Origin of the sequence: Leptolyngbya subtilissima AS-A7 (assembly GCF_039962255.1) — a bacterium.
Taxonomy (GTDB): Bacteria; Cyanobacteriota; Cyanobacteriia; order Phormidesmidales; family Phormidesmidaceae; genus Nodosilinea.
Genome location: NZ_JAMPKY010000013.1, coordinates 91,780 through 111,511, shown reverse-complemented (window position 1 = coordinate 111,511; position 19,732 = coordinate 91,780). Strand labels below are relative to the sequence as shown.

The 19,732-nt window shown below is 56.7% G+C and carries 18 protein-coding genes, 1 tRNA gene and 1 pseudogene; 11 read left to right on the top strand and 9 right to left on the bottom strand.

Annotation, left to right across the window (positions count from 1 at the left end; genetic code table 11):
• Positions 1-94 precede the first annotated feature (94 nt).
• On the top strand, positions 95-1,687 hold the full coding sequence (gene ggt / locus NC979_RS24115) for a gamma-glutamyltransferase (protein ID WP_190522489.1): 1,593 nt from the start codon (positions 95-97) through the stop codon (positions 1,685-1,687).
• Between the two features lie 179 nt (positions 1,688-1,866).
• Here the strand turns inward: ggt and NC979_RS24110 are convergent, their stop codons facing one another.
• Positions 1,867-3,282 carry a NupC/NupG family nucleoside CNT transporter gene (locus tag NC979_RS24110; RefSeq protein WP_190522486.1) on the bottom strand — a complete coding sequence of 472 codons (1,416 nt, stop codon included), beginning with the start codon at positions 3,280-3,282 and terminating at the stop codon, positions 1,867-1,869.
• A gap of 242 nt (positions 3,283-3,524) precedes the next feature.
• Here NC979_RS24110 and NC979_RS24105 point away from each other — a divergent pair, with 242 nt between their 5' ends.
• The 4 genes from NC979_RS24105 (at position 3,525) to NC979_RS24090 (ending at position 6,150) form a co-directional block, all read left to right on the top strand.
• The gene (locus NC979_RS24105; RefSeq protein ID WP_190522484.1) at positions 3,525-3,797 is read left to right on the top strand and encodes a hypothetical protein; all 273 of its coding nucleotides are present in this window, start codon (positions 3,525-3,527) and stop codon (positions 3,795-3,797) included.
• A gap of 89 nt (positions 3,798-3,886) precedes the next feature.
• Positions 3,887-4,834, top strand: a complete 948-nt coding sequence (gene rbsK, locus NC979_RS24100; protein WP_190522482.1) for a ribokinase — start codon at positions 3,887-3,889, stop codon at positions 4,832-4,834.
• A gap of 67 nt (positions 4,835-4,901) precedes the next feature.
• Positions 4,902-5,759 carry a TIGR02587 family membrane protein gene (locus tag NC979_RS24095; RefSeq protein ID WP_190522480.1) on the top strand — a complete coding sequence of 286 codons (858 nt, stop codon included), beginning with the start codon at positions 4,902-4,904 and terminating at the stop codon, positions 5,757-5,759.
• A 13-nt stretch (positions 5,760-5,772) separates the two neighbouring features.
• The gene (locus NC979_RS24090; protein WP_190522478.1) at positions 5,773-6,150 is read left to right on the top strand and encodes a hypothetical protein; all 378 of its coding nucleotides are present in this window, start codon (positions 5,773-5,775) and stop codon (positions 6,148-6,150) included.
• A gap of 38 nt (positions 6,151-6,188) precedes the next feature.
• Here the strand turns inward: NC979_RS24090 and NC979_RS24085 are convergent, their stop codons facing one another.
• From NC979_RS24085 to NC979_RS24060, 6 genes are all read right to left on the bottom strand, one after another.
• Complete coding sequence (locus NC979_RS24085) at positions 6,189-6,620, bottom strand: hypothetical protein (protein WP_190522476.1); 432 nt, start codon at positions 6,618-6,620, stop codon at positions 6,189-6,191.
• A 497-nt stretch (positions 6,621-7,117) separates the two neighbouring features.
• Positions 7,118-9,163: an EAL domain-containing protein gene (locus NC979_RS24080; protein ID WP_199308978.1), complete on the bottom strand. Its 2,046-nt coding sequence runs from the start codon at positions 9,161-9,163 to the stop codon at positions 7,118-7,120.
• Between the two features lie 343 nt (positions 9,164-9,506).
• Positions 9,507-10,064: a sugar O-acetyltransferase gene (locus NC979_RS24075; protein WP_190522472.1), complete on the bottom strand. Its 558-nt coding sequence runs from the start codon at positions 10,062-10,064 to the stop codon at positions 9,507-9,509.
• Positions 10,065-10,106: 42 nt separating this feature from the next.
• Complete coding sequence (gene atzD / locus NC979_RS24070) at positions 10,107-11,153, bottom strand: cyanuric acid amidohydrolase (protein WP_190522470.1); 1,047 nt, start codon at positions 11,151-11,153, stop codon at positions 10,107-10,109.
• A 105-nt stretch (positions 11,154-11,258) separates the two neighbouring features.
• On the bottom strand, positions 11,259-13,160 hold the full coding sequence (locus NC979_RS24065; RefSeq protein ID WP_190522468.1) for a transketolase C-terminal domain-containing protein: 1,902 nt from the start codon (positions 13,158-13,160) through the stop codon (positions 11,259-11,261).
• Positions 13,161-13,874: 714 nt separating this feature from the next.
• Positions 13,875-14,042, bottom strand: a complete 168-nt coding sequence (locus NC979_RS24060) for an isochorismate synthase (protein ID WP_190522465.1) — start codon at positions 14,040-14,042, stop codon at positions 13,875-13,877.
• Between the two features lie 217 nt (positions 14,043-14,259).
• Between NC979_RS24060 and NC979_RS24055 the strand changes: the two genes are divergently transcribed.
• Positions 14,260-15,432, top strand: a complete 1,173-nt coding sequence (locus NC979_RS24055; protein WP_190522463.1) for a tetratricopeptide repeat protein — start codon at positions 14,260-14,262, stop codon at positions 15,430-15,432.
• A gap of 6 nt (positions 15,433-15,438) precedes the next feature.
• Positions 15,439-16,266: an endonuclease VIII gene (gene nei, locus NC979_RS24050; RefSeq protein ID WP_190522461.1), complete on the top strand. Its 828-nt coding sequence runs from the start codon at positions 15,439-15,441 to the stop codon at positions 16,264-16,266.
• On the opposite strand, the gene NC979_RS24045 is transcribed toward nei, so the two are convergent.
• The gene (locus NC979_RS24045; protein WP_190522459.1) at positions 16,256-17,560 is read right to left on the bottom strand and encodes a TldD/PmbA family protein; all 1,305 of its coding nucleotides are present in this window, start codon (positions 17,558-17,560) and stop codon (positions 16,256-16,258) included. The genes nei and NC979_RS24045 overlap by 11 nt on opposite strands.
• A gap of 182 nt (positions 17,561-17,742) precedes the next feature.
• Here NC979_RS24045 and NC979_RS24040 point away from each other — a divergent pair.
• Together NC979_RS24040 and NC979_RS24035 are read left to right on the top strand one after the other, a co-directional pair.
• Positions 17,743-17,827: transfer RNA gene (locus NC979_RS24040), tRNA-Ser, on the top strand.
• A 564-nt stretch (positions 17,828-18,391) separates the two neighbouring features.
• Positions 18,392-18,715, top strand: a complete 324-nt coding sequence (locus NC979_RS24035) for a site-specific integrase (protein WP_190522457.1) — start codon at positions 18,392-18,394, stop codon at positions 18,713-18,715.
• Here NC979_RS24035 and NC979_RS24030 read toward each other — a convergent pair.
• Entirely contained in the window at positions 18,707-19,030 is a 324-nt protein-coding gene (locus NC979_RS24030; protein ID WP_347403969.1) for a tyrosine-type recombinase/integrase, read from the bottom strand. The two genes, NC979_RS24035 and NC979_RS24030, sit on opposite strands and share 9 nt — an antisense overlap.
• A 29-nt stretch (positions 19,031-19,059) precedes the next feature.
• Between NC979_RS24030 and NC979_RS24025 the strand changes: the two are divergent.
• Together NC979_RS24025 and NC979_RS24020 are read left to right on the top strand one after the other, a co-directional pair.
• Positions 19,060-19,295: pseudogene (locus NC979_RS24025) on the top strand (IS4 family transposase); the annotation flags it as partial.
• A gap of 91 nt (positions 19,296-19,386) precedes the next feature.
• Positions 19,387-19,731: a hypothetical protein gene (locus NC979_RS24020; RefSeq protein ID WP_190522455.1), complete on the top strand. Its 345-nt coding sequence runs from the start codon at positions 19,387-19,389 to the stop codon at positions 19,729-19,731.
• Position 19,732 lies beyond the last annotated feature (1 nt).

The following is a 19,732-nucleotide window of genomic DNA, read 5'->3' as shown; positions in this document are numbered from 1 at the left end:
CAGCACGATGGGGCCGACGATAAACGCCCAGAACCCGTGCACCGCAAAAATGCTAATCTTCTAGGCCCAACGCTGATGTAGTCCTGAGTTAGCTATGGCTCTAGTCTCTGCCCCATCTGCTACCCCTTCCGCGATGGTGGTCTGCCCCCACTACCTGGCCTCCACCGCTGGCCTCAACGTGCTCAGTCAGGGGGGCAACGCAGTCGATGCGGCGATCGCCACCCAAGCGGCCCTATCGGTGGTCTACCCCGCCATGACCGGGCTGGGCGGCGATGGCTTTTGGCTGGGCTACCAGGCTAGCTCAGGCCAGCTCTACGGTCTCAATGGCTCGGGCAGGGCGGGAGCGAGCTGCGATCGCGATCGCTTCACATCCTTAGGTCTAACTGCCATTCCTCAGCGCGGCCCCCAGGCAGTAATCACAGTGCCGGGGGGTGTCTCAGCCTGGGGCGAAATGCACCAGCGTTTTGGCCGTCTGCCCTGGGCTGACCTGCTTCAGCCCGCGATCGCCCTAGCCGAACAGGGCTATCCCTGCTCCAAATCCCAGGCTCGCTGGACGCGGGCCAACGCTGAGTTTCTCCGGGCCTACGGCGGCGAGAAAAATCCCTTTTTGCCGGGAGGTGAGGTGCCGACTGCTGGGTTGCAAGTGACTAACCTACCGATGGGAAAAACCCTACGCCGCCTAGCCGTCGCTGGTTCCCAAGATTTTTACCAGGGAGAAATCGCCGCGCAGACCCTAGACTACCTGAGCGCTCTGGGCGGCTGGCTGACCCGCGACGACTTCGCTCACCACAGCGCTACCTGGGTAGAGCCGATCAGCACCACCTATCGGGGCCACCAGGTGTGCCAGCTGCCCCCCAACACCCAAGGGTTTACGGTGTTGCAAATGCTGAATGTGCTGGAGGGGTTTAACCTGCACACCATCGGCCACGGCACCACCGACTATTACCATCTGCTGGTAGAGGCTACCAAGCTGGCCTTTGCCGATCGCGATCGCTGGCTGAGTGACCCCGACTTTACCGACATTCCGCTAGGAGAGCTGATCTCGAAACCCTATGGCGATCGCCGCCGAGCTCGGCTGAGTATGGCCGTGGCCCAAGGCTACCCGACTCCGGAGATCGGCGGCGACACTGTTTACCTCGCCGTAGTAGACAGTGAGGGCAATGCCGTATCGACGATTCAAAGCCTGTACTTCGACTTTGGGTCGGGGGTAGTGCCGCCTGAGCTGGGCTTTCCCCTGCAAAATCGAGGCTCGCTGTTTTCCCTTGACCCCGACCACCCCAACGCTCTAGAACCCGGCAAGCGTCCCTTTCACACCCTCATGCCCGGTCTAGTGCTCAACGACGGCAAGCCCTACTTAGTGCTGGGCACCATGGGCGGCGAGGGCCAGCCTCAGACCCAGCTGGCGCTACTGACTAGAATGTTGGACTTTGGCTATTCTCCCCAGGCGGCGATCGATCTGCCTCGCTGGCTGTGGGGTCGCACCTGGGGCGAGGCCTCTACCCAACTGGCAATGGAAAATTGGATTCCTGCTGAAGTTCGCCAAGCCCTAGAGCAGCGAGGACATCAGGTCACCGAGGCTCCTGCATGGGCCGAGCAAATGGGCCACGCCCACGCCATTCAGGTGAATCCAGATGGGCTGCTGGGCGGCTGCGATCGCCGCAGTGAGGGAGCGATCGCAGGCCTCTAAGGCTTGGTCAAGACTAACCTATTACGGGTTTATACCGAATCCTATTCAGTTACACCCGGTTTGTAGGGGCATTGCACTGCAATGCCCCTACAAGATCTCTATTTTGAGCCGGGGTTTCTCAAGGCAGATTTCGTATTAGACACCAAGGCGGACGGTCATCTGCTGAAAACTGAAGCCTCTTACCGACCCAGCACTGCCGCGCCTTCGTAGAAAAAGATGCCCGCCACGCAGCCGGTCATCAGCGTGGCAAGGGTGCCCGCCCACAGCGCTTTCCAGGCAACTTCGCTAATGTCTTTGCGGCGGGAGGGTACCAAGGTCGAGAGACCGCCGACAAAGATGCCCACCGAGGGCAGGTGGGCAAAGCCGCAGAGGGCGTAGCTAACAATCACCAGGGCGCGATCGCTCAGCGTACCCTCGGCAGCAGCATTGGCTAGGCCGATATAAGGCGGGATCGCTGTTTCTAAAAACCGTCGCCCAATCAGCTGCGACGACAGCCACAGCTCTTGCCAATCAAGGGAAACTCCGGTGAGAAAGGTGAGGGGCAAAAACAGCACCCCCATAATGTTCTGCAGCGTGATCACGCTAAACACCTGACCGATGACGCGCCAGAGAGCAAACTCGCTGGTGGACAGGCTGGCTAGTTGGGCAAAGAGCAAATTGAGCAGGGCGATCAGCCCCAGAATGGCGATTAGGGCGGCAACAATGCCCACCGCCATTTTGACGCCGTCGAGGGCACCCAAAATCAGGCTATCCATTGGGCTTTGCTGCTCGTCGTCGGCCAAGTCGACGGCGGGCACCTTGCCTAGGGTGTCGGGCACCTCTCGCTCGGGTACCAAAATTTTAGCCATCACAAAACAGGCTGGAATTGTCAGTACCGAGGCCGACATCAGGTGGCCCGCAATCGATGGAAAAATGGGCCGCAGATAGCCGGCGTAGAGGCCCAGCACCGTGGAGGCAATAGAGCCAAAACAGCCCGCCAACACAGCGCACAGCTCGCTGCGGGTCATGCGCTCCAAGAAAGGTTTGATGGCGATCGCCGACTCAATGCCGACAAAAATATTCGCCGCCCCCGCCAGGGCCTCGGCTCCGCTGATATTCATCGCCCAGCGAAAGAAGCGGGCAAACACTCGCACAATTGGCTGCACCACGCCCAAGTTATACAGCAGCGCAAAAATGGAGGCAAAAAACACCACCTGGGGCAGCGACCTGAATGCGAAAATGTAGCCCAGGTTGAGGTTGTCGGTTCCCAAGCGATCGCCCGGCACGGCGGTAAAGGGCGGCGTCAGAGCACGAGCAATCCAGCGTCCAGCTCCAGCAGGGCCAACGGTTTGGTTAAAGTCGGGCACAAAAATGGGGCCAAACAAAAACCGAGCCCCAGCATCAGACGCATCGATTAGGGCGTTGAGAATAGAGCTGAGCCAGACCACTACCGAGCGGGTAAAGGGCAGCAAAAACACCAGTAACCCCACTAACAGCTGAATGGCAATGCCCCAGCCAATTACCTTCCACGGTACCCGCCGCCGATCTTCTGAACCTAGCCAGGCAATAAAGCAAAGGCCAAAAATCCCTAGCAGCGAAATCAAACGCAGTGCCATGCGGTGCCATTCTCCTTTTGGCCCAAAATTGGCGAGCCTGCCACCGATTATGCCGAAGATCGTCGCTAGCGAAGCGGCTTGTTCTAGAACTTAACCCTGGGATAGATGCCAACTGTAAGGTAACAGGCTCACGGTCCACGGTTTTGCCTAGAACCATAAACCTTGAACCGTAGACCTTAGACCATAAGCCTCAAACCATCCTTCGACTGGCTCATAATAGAACTGACCCCCCGCTCCACCCTATGGAAGCTTTTTCCCCTTTTTCGCCCGACTGGGCCGAGTCTGCCACCCACGCCAGCGAGTTTTGCTGCCCCCAGTGTGGGGCCGAGAGCCGCCAGGCTAAAGCCGTTTGGATCAACCGCCGATCGCCCGTCTACGGAGCCGACCACCGCCGCAAATGGCAAGAGTTTTATCACTGCGGCGAGTGCGCCACCCCCTGGTGGGCCTGGAGCAGCGATCGCCCCCCATCGCCCTACAGCACCCTTGACGATGACGACGATAGGGAACTGTTTTAAGAGGTTTTGGCAGCAGCCAAATCCGTTCTCCTACCTGGGTTGAAACGCTCCACCGTTCGAACGGTTAACTGTTTAAGCGCCCGTTACTGATGACCCTTAACCCATCGCCCAAGACCATTTACGTGTTTGGCAGCCTGAATATGGATCTGGTCTGCCGATCGCCCCACCTACCCCAGCCGGGGGAAACTATTTTGGGCACCCAGTTTGAGACGCTCCCCGGCGGCAAGGGGGCCAACCAGGCGGTGGCGGCGGTGCGGCTGGGAGCAGCGACAAGAATGGTCGGTCGAGTCGGCGACGATGACTTTGGCCGTCAACTCATTCAAGGTTTGCAGAATGCTGGGGTCGATGCCAGCGGGGTGGCAGTTGACGGGGAGGTATCGACGGGGGTGGCGGCGATCGCGGTCGATAGCGCTGGTCAAAACACCATTGTGGTCATACCTGGTGCCAATGGCCAAATCAGCGACGGGGATGTCGATCGCCTCACAACCCAGCTGCGGCCCGGCGATCTAGTGCTGCTTCAGTTTGAGGTACCACTGCCGCTGGTCATGGTCGCCGCCAAGGCCGCTAAAGCTCAGGGGGCACTGGTAATTGTCGATCCGGCTCCCGCCCGCACTGACCTCCCGCCAGAGTTTCTTAGAACTGTGGATATTCTTACCCCTAACCAGGTCGAAGCCAGTCACCTCACTGGGCTGGCCGTGGCCGATGTCGCTACCGCCACCGAAGCAGCTCAGCAGCTAGTGCAACGCGGCGTCGCGATCGCCATCGTCAAGCTGGGCGACCAGGGTGTTGTAGTCGCCGAAAACCATCGCACCTTTCACCAGCCAGCTCTGCCGGTGACGGCGGTCGATACTGTTGCGGCTGGGGATGCCTTTAACGGTGGCCTGGCCGTTGGCCTGGCTGAAGCGATGGATCTGGAGGAAGCCGTACAGTTCGCCAACGCTGTGGCTGCGGCGGCGGTCATGGTGCCGGGGGCACAGCCATCAATGCCTGAGCGATCGCAGGTGGCGGCCCTGCGTTTCAGCTTCAAGCACCTTTAGAACTGGCTTCGGCATCTAGCGGTGCCAGAATCTGCCAAAATTAAGGGCAACCTCAGCAAAAGATGGCATGGTACGAATCAAGATCCAGGACTGGCAAACAGAATTTAGCGATTTGATGCGCGGCATTGCCGGGGCATTTTTGTTTGGTGCCCCCTTCCTCTACACCATGGAGGTGTGGTGGAAGGGCAACTTCACCTCGCCGCCGCGTATGATGCTGATTTTGGGTATGGCCTACCTGGCCTTGGTGCTGCTGAATATCAAAGGCGGATTTCGCGCTGAGCAGCCCCGTAGCCGCACCCAGATTTTGGTCGAAAGTGCCGAGGGGCTGGCGATCGCCCTGTTCACCGCCACCCTCAGTCTGACGTTGCTCGACATTCTTCACATTGAGACCGGCATAGACGCCATCATGGGCCGACTGATCACCTTGTCGCTGCCCTTTTCAATCGGGGTTGGCATTGCCAACAACCTTCTGCTTAGAACCGGCGGCGATGACGGTGATGAATCCGCCCAAAAGCGTGACCACCCCTTGCGCAGCACGCTATCGGATGCCGGGGCCGCCCTCCTAGGCGCGATCGTCGTTGGCTCCTCGATCGCGCCTACCGATGAAATCCCCATGATTTCCAGCTCTCTAGAGCCCACGCGCCTGCTGCTGATTATGGCCAGTTCGCTGCTGCTGTCCTACATCATTGTGTTTGAGGCCAATTTTGGCGCTCAGCGGCAGCGACGAGCGCAGTCCGGCTTGTTTCAAAAACCAATTAGCGAGACTGTGGCCGCTTACCTAATTGCGCTGGCCGCTGCAACACTCATGCTGTGGCTGTTTCAGGTCATTCGCGTGGGCGACCCAATTAATCAGTGGGTGAGCTATATCATCGTATTGGGCCTGCCCTGCACCATTGGCGGTGCGGCCGGCCGTCTGGCTGTCTAACTCCTCAAACTCCATGTCTGAAAAGCCCACCCGCAATCGAGCCGAATGGTTTTCCCTCGGCATTTCCCTCACGTTGCTGTCGGCGGTAGTTGCTACGGTGGCTTCGCTATGGCTTCAACCATCGACGAAACCTGCCGAATTTACGGTGGAACCGGGTGAAGTACGGCCCGCCCAGGACCACTATTACCTACCCATTACCATCACCAACGAAGGCGACGCCACCGCCGCCGAAGTCACGGTTGAAGGTACCTTAGAAACCACCAGCCCGGAAGAAGTGGCCAACACCACCTTCGACTTCATCCCTGCCCGCTCCCAAGCTGAAGGGGTGCTGGTCTTCAGCGAAGAACCATCAGCGGCATCGGTGCGCGTGATCAGCTATCAGAAGCCCTGAGTTCCTTAAAGTTGGGCATTTTCCAGAGCGGTCAATGCTCAGTAACCCGGTTTTACTTCAATGCGCTGCACGACCTGGTTATTGTGGCCTATGAGCTTTAGCTCATCGACTTTGACCCCTACGGCCTGAATGGGCGCATCAAAGATAAATAATCCGTCAGTTACTTCATTTTTTAGCGTTCTACCATCGCTCAAGCGGGCTTCTACAGCCGCCACGTCCGAAGAACGGCTTCGGCCCAGCAAAATTAGCGAGGTGTAGGCACTTTGAGTAGGGCCATAGTGAACGTAGTCTACCCGCTCGGTTGAAATGGCGTCGGGTGGGCGATAGCTAAAGTTTGCTCCCTGGGGAGAGGCCCACCACAGTCTCCAAGGCAACCGCCATACCGCTACATGCCCACCGTCTAAGGAACCTGGCAACCCCTGACAGACCACAATTGCTGTGGTGGCTGTTTGCCGTTGGGTTTTAGTCACCGGGGCGTTGTCACAAAAACCGTCTCGCTGGGCGGCGCGCGCTGGCGTTAGGCCCCAGTTATCTGCGTACCAGAGCCACCAAACCCCTGCCAATAAACCAGCAGTGGCCAGTGCAAAAAGTCCCCTGGCAATACTTTCAGCCTCCTGGACAGAACAGCGTAAAACTAATCTCATCAACAGTTCACCGTGCTGCGCAGTTTCTTTGACCAGCGATCGCTTCCCGAGTTCCCGAGGCGCAGGCTCAGCGGGGTCTAGTACCAAATACAAATCAAACAACCCCGATTCCCAAGAGGCCAAACCGTAGAGGCGTAGGCATAGCCGAGCCGGAGACTCTATTGCATTCGCCCTTCTGAATCGGGGGTAGCCAAGCAGGATTTAGCGTAATCTCCAAGTCAGGGCTAGTGGCGCAAAAGCGCGATCGCCGTTTCGGTCAATACCTTCAGGTGAGGTAGCTATATCTGGCTACTTCGCACCGCAGCCCTGACAACGGTAAATTGTTAGGATGACGTCGCTATTTCTCCATAGCTCACCTGCACCACACAGTTTTTCCCTCGGGCTTTTGCTCGATAAAGCCCTTGATCAGCGGTAGCGATCAACGTTGCAGACGACAGCTGGCTCTGCGGCACAACAGTTGCTACGCCAAAGCTAAGCGTCACCAGGTCACTGGTCTGAGATTGAGGAGGGGACAGTTGTAGAGCCGCCAAATTAGCCTGAATTGCTTCGACCACGGCGATCGCCCCCTCGGCGGTGGTATTTGGCAGAATAATCGCAAACTCTTCGCCACCGTAGCGGGCTGCCAAATCGGATGGACGCCTAGACGCCTGCACAATGGCTTTGGCTACCTGCCGCAGAGCATCGTCTCCAGCTAGGTGGCCATGGGTGTCGTTGTAGAGTTTGAAGCAGTCTACATCACACAAAATTAAAGATAGGGGAGACTGCTCTCGGGCCAGCCGTTGCCATTCTGCACTCAGCCGAGCGTCGAAGCAGCGACGGTTGGCCAGCTGGGTTAACCCATCTACCGAAGCCAAGCGATGAAGCTCTTGATTAGCGGTTTGCAGCTGGTGATATAGCTCCGCTTGCTGAATGGCGATCGCCGCTTGCCCAGCGAGTTGATAAAGTAAATTGACCTCCGACTGCTGCCACTGGCGCGTCTCGTTGCACTGGTGGGCAATTAAAAGCCCCCACAGCCGCTCTTTTTGCAGGATAGGCACAATCAAATTCGCTCGAATATTCAGGCTTTGAAGCAGTTCAATATGGCACGACATCAGCCCTGCCGTTTCAATGTCTTCGATCGCCCGGGTGTTGCCCTGCTGGTAGTAGGCTGCGTGGGTCGTCTTAAAGCAGGTATCCATGACATGGAAACCTAAGATGGATGGGCACCCCTCTGCCAAAGACTCTACCGCCACTAACCCGCTCCAGTCAGGTTCAAACCGATAGATTACGACTCGATCGACCTCAAACAGCTGTCGAACTTCATCTGCTGTAGTTTGGAGAATCTCATCTAACTTCAGCGATTGTCGAATGTGTTGAGTCACGGCCGCAACAATGCGCTCAGGTGCAGTTTGGTGCTGTACTTTTTGCATCGTTGGCTGCAAAGGCGCTGGGGTGAGCGCCACCGCTTTTGCGTTGAAGCGTGGCGTCGTTTTAGCCGGTGTAGCAGCGGGTTTAGCAATCAGATAGCCCTGGGCGAAGGTAGCACCCCGTTCCTGCAACCAGTTCAGCTCTTCAATGCATTCGATCCCTTCCGCAACGGTTTTAATATTCAGTTTTTGCGCGATTTCTAAAAGCTTTTCAGTAATGGAAGCTTTATAAACGTCAAGGTGAACGTTTCGAATTAGCTCCATATCGAGCTTGACGAAATCGGGACGTAGCTGATGGAGCAGGTTCAGACCAGAATACCCAGACCCCAAATCGTCTAGGGCCACGGCAAAACCAGCATCTCGGTAATATCTCAATACGGTTTTGAGGTGGTCTAAATCTTGAGGATTGTCTGACTCAACAACTTCGAACACAACCTGGTCGTGGCGAATGCCAGCTCTATCAATGGCGTCTACTGTGCTCCGCAGGCAAGACACTGGGTCATACAGCGCTGTGGGGGAAAAGTTAATAAAAATACGCCCCGTCAAGTTGTGCTGACTCGCTTGATTAATGGCGCTAAGGCGAGCCACCCGGTCTAGCTGCGGCAACAAACCCGCTTCGGTTGCCAGCTCAAAAATGGAACTTGGCATAACCAAATTACCCTGTTCATCTAGCCCACGCAAAAGGGATTCATACCCATAGATTTGAGCTGTGTCGTCAATGGAAACAATTGGTTGAAAATGGCTGGTGATGCGATCGCTAGTCAACATATCCACTAGCCAATCGGATTGACTGATCTTGATAAAACGCTGTAGGGAGGAAATGTCGCTAAAATCTTGCAGCTGGGGCTGCACCGCACCCCGAACAAATAGAACTTGGGTTTCTTTTAGTTCTCTCGGTGCTACTAGCTGAGCCAATCTTTGGGCAACATTCTGGGCTTGGCCAGATTTGCAGGCTATGGTCAAACCCGGCCGCTCCTGCATTAGCTCAAATTCGAGCGATTCTTGTTTTAGAAAAGGAATGACTTTCGCTAACGTATGGGGAACTGGAAACCACAGAAAAAGTCGACCTGCCTCTCCAGCCTGACATCGACCAATACTCTGACAAGCGCAAGTCTTAGAGGCAGAAAATCCCATAGCTCAAACCCGCAATCAATCGGTGGTCTTTAGTGTTCCCATCCCACTGTGGAGAGCGTCATAGGTTAGGCAGGATAGCTAAGATTTCAAGAAGATAAATATCAGAAAAAGTCAGGCAACTTGTTGCAATCGACCGCAATAATTCAACCAATAATGATATAGTTGCGCAATTCTAAACTTTGCGTAAAATTCGGCAAGGATTGCCTACCGCAACTACATCTGCGGGAATAGATTTTGTCACTACACTGCCTGCACCAATCGTTGTATTGTCACCAATCGTCACCCCTGGGCAAACAATCACACCGCCACCTAGCCATACATTACTGCCAATCATAATGGGAGCTGCCATCTCTAACCCACTCAGCCGTACCGCTGGGTCAACAGGATGGTAGGCCGTGTAGATCTGCACATTGGGCGCAAGCATTACATCATCTCCCAGCGTTACCCAGTTGCAGTCAAGAATGGTGCAGTTGGTGTTGAGGTAAAGGTTTTTGCCGGCTCGAATGTGGTCACCGTAGTCACAGAAAAAGGGCGGAGTAATCTCGAAGTTGGGGCCAATGGTGTGAAAGAGCGATCGCACTACCTCCTGCCGAACCTCAAGCTCTGCTGGCAGAGCATGGTTAAACCGATACAGCTTTTCTTGAGTCTGCCGCCGCATTGCGACTAGCTCGGGGTCTGCCCCTCGGTAGAGCTCATGCGCCAGCATCTTCTCCCGCTCGGTGTTCACCATGAGACTACCCTCTCTAAGCCAAGACTCTTGGTTATGTCTACGTTATACAACGATGACGGCAATCGGACCGCCCCCCGACGGCCCCTGGTGCTCGCTGCCGCCTGACACATAGATCATCGGGTCTTGCACAACGGCGGCGATCGCAGCCCCCACTACCGCCCTAGCCATCCGGGTGTGATTGATATCAGAGTCGTCGAGCATAGTGTGGCGGTGTCCGAGCAGCTGCCCCGAGGGGTCGGCCTCGGCTTTGACAAATACATTCACGATCTGGCCGCCTTCGCCCACTCCCCCAGCGCTGTGGATGGCTCGGTTGATAGCGGCAATATCAAGGGCGTGGGCCATGACGCTGTGGCCGATACGGTAGCGGCTATGGGACTGGGGAGCATTGCCCAGCACTAGAATTTCGCAGTTTTGCAGCTCGACCCCCGCCGAGGTCGAAGCCACTGAGGAATAGAGGCGGTAGTTGTGACAAATGTCGGCGGCGGTGAGATCGCCTCGCTGCACTTCGCCCAAGGCCAGAGCGACCCCGAGGGCCGAGGCTCCCCGAGAGTAAGCCATCGATTTATAGCTGTCCTGAGTAATAGCGGCCTGGGTGTAGCGAGCCGCTGTGATCAGCGGGCATTTAATTTGCACAAAATGAACCGCCTCGGCGGTGAGGCCAGCGGCGGCGATCGCTCGTTCTACTCCCGCCGCCACCACCTCCACCATCGTCAACGTGCCAATTTCATCGGTCGAGAAGTCGCGGGTGTGGCAAATCCCCAGGGCCAGTCCGGTCTGAGTCGGTTCCGCCAGAGCGAGGGGCTGGCGGGTAAACACTGTCATGTGAGGGCTTAGCACTCCCTCAGTGCCTCCCGACATCACAAACACCACCTGGTCGAGCAGCTCATCGCCCATCAGCCCCCTCAGGTATCCCTTCAAGGTGGCTACCGCAAACCCACGGGTGAAATCATTCACGCAGCCGTTGCCCTCGGTTTTACCCAAAATCGCCACAATGGTTTTGGGGTCTAAGGTTCCTTGCTGCACCAGTGCGGCTAGACCGCTCAGGTCGTCGGGGCCACTCTGGGCGATCTTAAATACATCAACTTTCATCGCCGATAACTTCCCCAGCAAATTCAGTGGGCTGCGATCGCACAAAACCCCGGCTCCCTAAGAAACCGGGGTTCTGGCATCCCCTAAAAAAGGGGACAAGGGGATCTAACCCACCAGTTCCTTCACTTTGGCCATAATGCCATCGGGGTCAATGCTCTGGTGAATAAACTGCTCCCACAGGCCGCCGCTGCCCTCGTGGTTGGTACCCATAAAGGCAAACTTGGGCGTGTAGCCCCGTTCCATCAGCCAAGAGCCAAAGCGGCTGCCTAGGCCAGTCTTGCGGTTAAAGGCCTCGGTCACCAGCACAAAGGGGGCCTTGCCCACCTTGGCCATGGTCTCTTCATCGATCACGTTAAGGGTAGACTTGTTGATCAGGCCCACGTCGATGCCCTCCTGCTTCAGCCGCTCGACGGCATCGAGGGCGCGATAGAGCGAGTCGCCAAAGGTGACGATGTAGCCCGCCGTGCCCTCGCGGATCACCTCATCCTTGCAGGGGGTGAAGGTGTAGTCGCCGCCAAACATCTCGTTGCCCTCAGTGTCGAGGATCATCGGCACCTTCGAGCGGGTCGAGAAGATAAAGCGCAAACCGGGGTCGTGGAACACCTTGTTGACGCAGGCTTTCATCTGGTTGGGATCGGCGGGAAAGTAGAGGCGGGTTTCATAGCCGTCCGCCAGGCCATTGTCGGCAAAGAAGTTGTTAACGCCGAAGTGGCAGGTATTGTCGGCCATGTCATCGATGCCGGAGTGGGAGAAGTGGCACAGCAGATTAGACCGGTTCAACCGCGCCATAGTGATTTCAGAGATGCACATCTCGAGGAAGGCTGCAAAGGTAGCGAAGACGCCCTGCTTGCCCTCGGCCATGCCAAAGCCCGCCGCCGCCGACAGGTTGCCCCGCTCTTGAATGCCGCCGCTGATGAAGACTTCGGGGTATGCCTTGCGAATCTGGGCCAGGCCGCAGGACCCCTCCAGGTCGCTGTCGACCACTAGCACGCTGTCCTTGCGGGTGGCTTCGTCCAGTTTGCCCAACACTTCTACCATGGCATCGCCAAACACGTTGCGGTTGGCCCCCACAACTTTGCTGCAACCCCGAAACTCGTAGGTATTTTTGGGGGCAGTAATGCCTTCGAGGATCTCCACGGCGGCGGTGTGGCCTTTGGCGGTGAGGTAGGCGATCGCCGCCTTCACCGAGATCACATCGTGGCCGTGGGTGCTGCCCTCAATGCCCTCGATGCCGACCGCCATGGCCCGCTTGTTAACCACCGCCACGGGGCCGGGGGTGTTGATCGCCTTGCAGATGTTGGCGTAGAGGCTGTCGATGTCTTCGCCGTCGCCTTCGAGCACGGTCAGGCCGTGGCCCTCAAGAGTTTTCTTGACGCTGAAGCCGCCCATGTAGCTAGAGGGGTGACCGGCAATGGTAACGTCGTTGTCGTCGATCAGCAGCTTGACGTTGACGTGGTTGGCCACCGCAAAGCGGGCCGCCTCGGCGTCGTTGCCCTCCTGCTGGGAGCCGTCGGAACCGAGGCAGAAGGCAACTTTGCCGGGGTTGGCCAGGGCTACACCGTTGACGTAGGGCCACATGTGACCTAGCCGCCCAGAGCTAAATTTAACCCCGGGGGTGAGCCCCAGTTCGGGGTGGCCGGGCAGTTTGGAGTGAGCTTCGCGGTAGTGCATCAGGTCTTCGGCGGGCATGTCGCCGTTGATCACCGACATTAGATACTGGGTCGCCACCCGGTGGCCCGCTTCGTCAAAGAAAATCGGCACATACTTGTCGCCCGCACCGCGAAACAGCGCATCGAGAATCATCACCTCGGGCACTGTGTCGTAGGGGCCGCCGGTGTGACCGCCCACGCCCCGCGCTGCACCCGTGGCGGTGAAGAACACGATCGCATCCCGACACAGCTGAATGTTGGCCTTGAGGGCACTGCGCTGCTCGTCGGTGAGGGTGGGGTTAGACGCATCGAGGGAAATTCGCTGGTATGCGCCTAGGTCAATGGGAAAGCTTGTCATAGTGTTTCGTCCTATAGGCTGGTGAGAGAGAAGCGTGGAGCAAAGCAAGGTTTTTTTATAGTGAGCAAGTCCACCGCTCAAGTTTGGATAGCAAAAATCCACTACCTCTATCATTCAATACTCTGGCAAGGCTGTGAAGTTTTATTCGGTAAGAGTTGGTTAAGGGGGAATGGAGTGGGTGGGTGGATGGGTAGGGGGTGGATGGGTGAGGGTGGTCTTAATGATCCATAGGGTGGGTTAAGCGGTCCGAGACTGCGCACCTAACTCACCACCCCTGCCCCGCCGTAACCCGCCGCCCACCCACTACAAGAAACCGGGTTTCTGTACCTATGGCGGTAAACCTTGGCAACCCGCGGAAGAAACCGGGTTTTTGGCAGAGTAGTAGAGCGATCGCGGAACAAAAAAGCCAGGCTTTTGTACCAAACAAACGGTTTTGGGCGCTGATGAAGTGGGATGAAGGGGAAAATGAGTGGATGGGCCGGTAAGTTTATTTCGGATCGGTGTTGGGGCAAACGTCTAAAAGTAAGCCGCTAAATCCGGTAGCAAGCCAATTTCCTTGCACACCTATCGCTCATTAATCTACTAAGTTCTAGTGTGGGGATACTCCTGCAAGGACATTCTAGCTAGCTGCTTAATCCCTAAACGCTAAAGCCCGCTTACTGCCTTAGCAAGCGGGCTTTGGGTAGGAAATGAGTTGTAAAAAACCATGTTTTTCTAGAGGGTTTCGACCGTTTCGGCGTAGGCGTCGCCATCAAAGGGCTGCACCCCAGTTCTGGGATAGTTGTCATCGTCGGGGCCAAATATTCTGCTAACGGGCTCGGCAAAATATTGCATTAACCCATCAAAAAAGTAGCCAAATACTGAGAGATTCAGACCTTTCATGACTGGCACCTCGCGGCTTAAGGATATTGATGTAGGCGATTGTAGCGATGCTTGTAGCGGGTCAGGGCTGAGTTATTTGGTGTACCCTGATACTTAAATGCTACGGGATCACCCGAGGCTGGCGGTGCGACAGTGACCATTCTTTACAGCGGTTGGCAAGTTGTAATATATGGAATGGACCCTTAACGATTTGGCTTACCAGTAAGGAGAGTTTCCTGTGAAACGCAGTCACGCGGCGATCGCTATTTTGTGCGGGCTCATGGGCAGTGGGGTAGTCATTCCCAATGCTCAAGCTGATGCTCCAGCGCCGCCTTCCCAAGCTTTAAACGATTTTGGGCAGGTTCCTGAACCGGTGCCGCCCCTGTGGCTGGCACAAAGCAGTAACGGCCTCAGCGCCGCCCAGCAAGAGCAGGTAGATGAACTGCTGCGTCAGGGCCAGGCTAAGGTAACGGCCCGCGACTATGCCGGGGCGATCGCAGCTTATCAGCAGGCAGCCGCCATTGACAGCCGCAACCCTCGGCTGTTTTCGGGTATTGGCTACCTCTACGTGCAGCAGGAAAACTACGGCGAGGCGATCGATGCTTACCAAAGCGCGATCGCCCTTGACGGCAGTAACCTGGCTTTTCGCTACGGTCTAGCCCACAGCCAGTACAAAAACGGCCAGCTTGACGATGCGCTAGAGACATACCAGGGCATTCTCAGCAGCAATCCCCGTGAGGTCAACGCCCACTTGGGGATTGGCGGCATTCAAATCGAGCGCAGCGACTACGATGGGGCGTTGACCACCTACCAAAATCTGGCCCGCATTGCCCCCGGCAACGCCCAGGTATACGCGGCGCTGGGGTCGCTCTACATTCAGCAAGAGGACTATGACCAAGCCCTGACCTACTTAAACGAGGGGCTGCGCTCTAACCCCAACGATGGGGATCTTCACGTCAGTGTGGCCAACATCTACATACTGCAAGAAAACTACCCCGAGGCGACCAAAAACCTGCGTGAAGCGCTGCGGGTAGAGCCCCAAAACGCCAATGCCCAGCACCAGATGGGTTACGTGCTCTACCAACAGGGCGATCGCGAGGCCGCCTTTGACTACCTGGTGCGGGCGGTACGCCTCGACCCCGAGATAGTTGCCGCTCATGCCCTGCTGGGCGAACTGCTGCTCGAACGGGAGCAGTACCTTCAGGCAGTGCTCTCCTACCGTAAGGTGGTCGATGCTCTACCCAGTGACCCAGCCGCCTTTTATAACCTGGGATTGGCGCTCCACGGGCAGGGGCTGGAGGCCCAGGCGCTCTCGAACCTGGAGCTGGCGGCAATTTTATATTCCCGCCAGGGCAATACAGAAGGGGCAGCCCGCGCCCGTGAGCTGATGGCCTTTTGGGGCTACGAGTAGTAGCCCATGCCCGAAGGTCCCGAAATTCGCCGGGCGGCCGACAGGCTCCATCGGGCGATCGCAGGCCACATCGCCAATGATGTGTTCTTTGCCTTCGACCACCTCAAACCCTACGAGGAAGAGCTGATTGGCCGCACGGTGACGGCGGTAAAGCCCTACGGCAAAGCCATGGTCACCTACTTCGACAACGGGCTGGGGGTCTATAGCCACAACCAGCTCTACGGCATTTGGGTAATCTGCAAGCCCAACGCCATCCCCGCCACCCGTCGCCAGCTGCGGTTTGCGGTGCATACCCCCCAGCGGTGGGCGCTACTCTATAGTGCTTCAGACATTGAGGTGCTGACGGCTGAGGCTGTGCCCGCCCATCCCTACATCGCCAAACTTGGCCCCGACACCCTCGATACCGCCCTCACTCCAGCAGAGGTAGCAGAACGCACCCTGAGCACTCCCTTTCGCCGCCGCCAGTTTGCCACCCTGCTGCTCGACCAAGGCTTCCTCGGCGGCATCGGCAACTATCTGCGCACCGAAATTCTCTACGTAGCGGGCATTCACCCCAGCCAGCGGCCCGTAGACTGCACTGCTGAGCAAATTGCCGCTTTTGCCGCAGCCGCTCTGGCCCTGCCTCAGCAGTCATACCGGCACAACGGCATTACCAATGATTTGGCCCTAGCTACACACCTCAAGCAAACCGGCTACCGCCGCCGCGACTACCGCCACTGGGCCTTTGGCCGCCAGGGCAAACCCTGCCACCGCTGCGGTAACACCATCGCCAAGATCATGATCGGTGGGCGACGCTGCTATGTCTGTCCGCAGTGTCAGCCGATCAACCACTAGTAATTGACAACCCATCCAGCAGTACCGAAGGCGTGTAGCAGGAGCCATTCCAGTCGCCGTCGCTGCCCAGCTCCACGTTGTCCTTGAGCGCGGTGTAGACATTGCCTGCCACCATGGTGTCTTTGACGCGGCCCACCAACTTGCCCCGGTGAATGCGGTAGCCCAAGTCAATGTTGACCGAAAAATCGCCCGCAATGCCGGGGTCACCGCCCAAAATTTGGTCAACCAACACCCCGTTGTCAATGCTGGCAATGAGTGCTTCTAAAGATCGCGTACCCGGTTCAACGAGGGTGTTGTAAAGACTGGGAGTTGGGTAGCTGCCCAACCCAGGCCGAAAGCCATTGCCCGTGGAGCCAGCCCCCAGGGTGCGACCGACAGCGCGATCGCAGTAAAACAACGTCACCACTCCCCGGTCGATAAACACCAGCCGCTGGGTGGGGGTACCCTCATCGTCGAAGGGGCAGCTAAACGGCCCCGCCTCCGGATCTTGCAGCAGCGTCACGCGCGGCGAGGTCATCTGCTCGCCCAAAGCGCTGCTCCAGGGAGACGATCGCTCCACCACTCGCTTGCCGCTGAGGGCCGATTGCAGCGTGCCCCAGATCATATCGGCGGCTTTGGCGGTAAAAATCACCGGCATGCGTCCGGTACTAACCTCGGCGGATTCCTCAGCCCAGGCTAGCCGCTGCAACACCTGGTCGGTCAAAGTATCCACCTCTAGGCGATCGCGCTGGGTTTGACCATCGCTCACGCTCAAAAAGTCATCGCCCCGCACCCAATCGGCCGACAGGTAGCTGCTCAGGGTGGCGTCGCTGTAGTGGCAGTCGAGCCCTTTGGTGTTGAGAATGCGGGTGGTTTCTACATCACACTCCACATCCACGCCGCAGATCACCTCGGGGTAGGCGCTGCGTATGCGATCGATCATCGCCTGTCCCCACTCGATCAGCTGCTCCACAGGCACCTCTTGGCCCATATCGGGGTAGTGGCGGCTGTTGCCTGCGACCAGGTCAATGTTTTCAGGGTCGTTGAGGGCGCTGATCGCCATGGCCTTATCAATAATGGCTTCGGGGTCAACATTGCCGTAGGCCACCGCCAGCCCAGGCCGACCATTGATCCACAGGCGCAGGGCTGTGCCCAGAGCAGCGGAGGTTTCAAGCTGTTTGAGACGATTGGCTTCAAAAAAGACGGGACGCGATCGCGATCGCGATTGCAGCACCTCCGCCGCGTCGGCTCCCCGTTTAAGGGCCAGGTCTATGAGTTTTTCAGCTAGCGAATCGTCGGTTAGACCAGGCACCATGGCAGTGAGTGAGCGGGGGCGTAACGGAGCTACTTCATCTTCCCGGATTGCGGTACCCCTGCAAAGGGCACAGGTCTAGATAGCTCACCCCCAAAAACTCGCTTCGCCGACAGGTTTCTGCGGGTTTTCGGCTCTGGGTCGTCTATGGACCCGATTCAGCGGTAGAATAGCAACGCCCCTTTGGAGAGGTGGCAGAGTGGTTGAATGCGGCAGTCTCGAAAACTGCTTTGGGGAAACCCAACGAGGGTTCGAATCCCTCCCTCTCCGTACCGTGGCTCAAGGCTTTCAGCCATAAACCCTAGCTGCGACTCCCCAGCAGTTAGGGCAGTTTTTTTGACCCCAATGCCATAACTGCGTGGAAAATTTAGATCATTTTTTTCCATGAACCGCATTGACAGACTATAGAACAAACAAACTAGGTGCTAAACCGAATCAAGCGAGGACTACAGCGAGGACGCAAGCTAGTCTTACGGGGCTCTCAGCCAAATGTCTTGGTGAGGGCCGAGGCAATAAGTAGACTACGATCTCACTCGGGGTTTACTAACCCTGACGGTGTAAAAGTGGCTACAGCCAAAGCCCACCACTTTGAGTCTGACCTGAATATGGAACGATTCACCTGGGCCGACCGGGAGAAAGGTGGGGGCAGCTCAGATAGTTGAGTGCAGCCGACTAGGGTAAAGAGTATGCGGAAGTTAAGGTAGCCGAGGTCAGTACCAGCACCTATCGTAAGAATTACCGAGAGCGTTTAGAGTCGCTACCTGATAAACCTCCCGAAAACTGCTGCTCAGCCACATACAGAGCGCTCCAAAATAGATACAAAGGGCCGTCGCGATGATTGATATCGCCTTTGAGCAAGTCGCTTCGTTTGCAGGCTTAGCGGTGAATTTCAGCGGTGTCAAAGGTCACCTAAGCCTTGACAATGTGCCTAGCGATGGCGAAATAGAGACCATCTGGGCCGCGATTGCTAACCCTGGATGGAAGTGGGTCTATGGGCTGATGGCTACCTATGGCCTATGCCCCCACGAGGTTTTAGGATTGCCAACACCAAAGGCATTGCTGTTGACACTGGCAAGACATCAATTCTGGACGACAGCAATACGGACCGCCGTGATGTTTGGCCGCTGCCGGACAGGTGGCGATCGCAGTTCAACATAGCTGAGGTGGTGTTTCCCAAATTCGTATTGGGGCAGAGACAACCAGCAGATGGGAGAACAGGTAGGGGCAAACTTGTGCAACCCCAAAGACGAAAAATCCCCCATCGCCGTCGTAGGTGGGCACAAAACCCTTAATCCATCTAACGGACTGACAACCCCGCGACCACCCCGATTCAGCACAGGGGTGTAAATCCATCATAGTTTTCACATTCTTGTGGCCTAGGAGTTCCTGCACGGTAGGAATGTCGTAGCCATTTTGTAACAGATGGGTAGCAAAACTGTAGCGAAACGTATGACATCCGACCCGTTTCTGAATCCCCGCATAACTCCCCGCTTGTTTGACCGCTTTTTGATGGTGAGCGCTTAAGTGAGCTCTTAGCCTTGCTCTCGCTGGCGTTGTGTTGGATAATCTTGACGGGCGAGTGGCTCCATCACCTCAAGCCGTTGAAGCTCAAAAAGCATGGGCGCACAGCCAAGAGCATGTTTCGCTACGGCTTGACTATCTTAGAAACATCGTGCTTAATCTTGAACAAAAAACCGATGAGTTTCTCCACGTCTTACAGTTCTTGTCTGGTGCTTAGGGTCGCTCGAATTTTTTCCATCACAGCAGCCTTAACCACAATCGCGACCACTACTGCTCAAGCAATTCCGGTTCCGGCTCGCACTGAAAGCTTGACGGCGATTGGAGGTCGAATTACCGAAATCCAAGCTGTCCGCATTCCCATTGCCGATAACGTCACGGGGTCAGAAACGCGGGTTTCGCTTCAGTTCACCCTGAATGGCTGCCTCGACTCACTGCTGCCTGTTTTGTCGTACAGCGAGGTGCTCGGACGCCGCGCCACCATCTATGTGACTGCACTGAATGCCAACAATCCTGACTCCGCCCTTACCCGCTGTGTCGCTATCCCGCAAGCGACGGCGCAAGTTAGTGTCCCTGGGATTTTTCAGCCCCAACAGGTGCGCGTCGTCTTCCTAGGTGCACCACCAGAAGAGCAAGTTGTGCGCGGCCAAAGGTAAT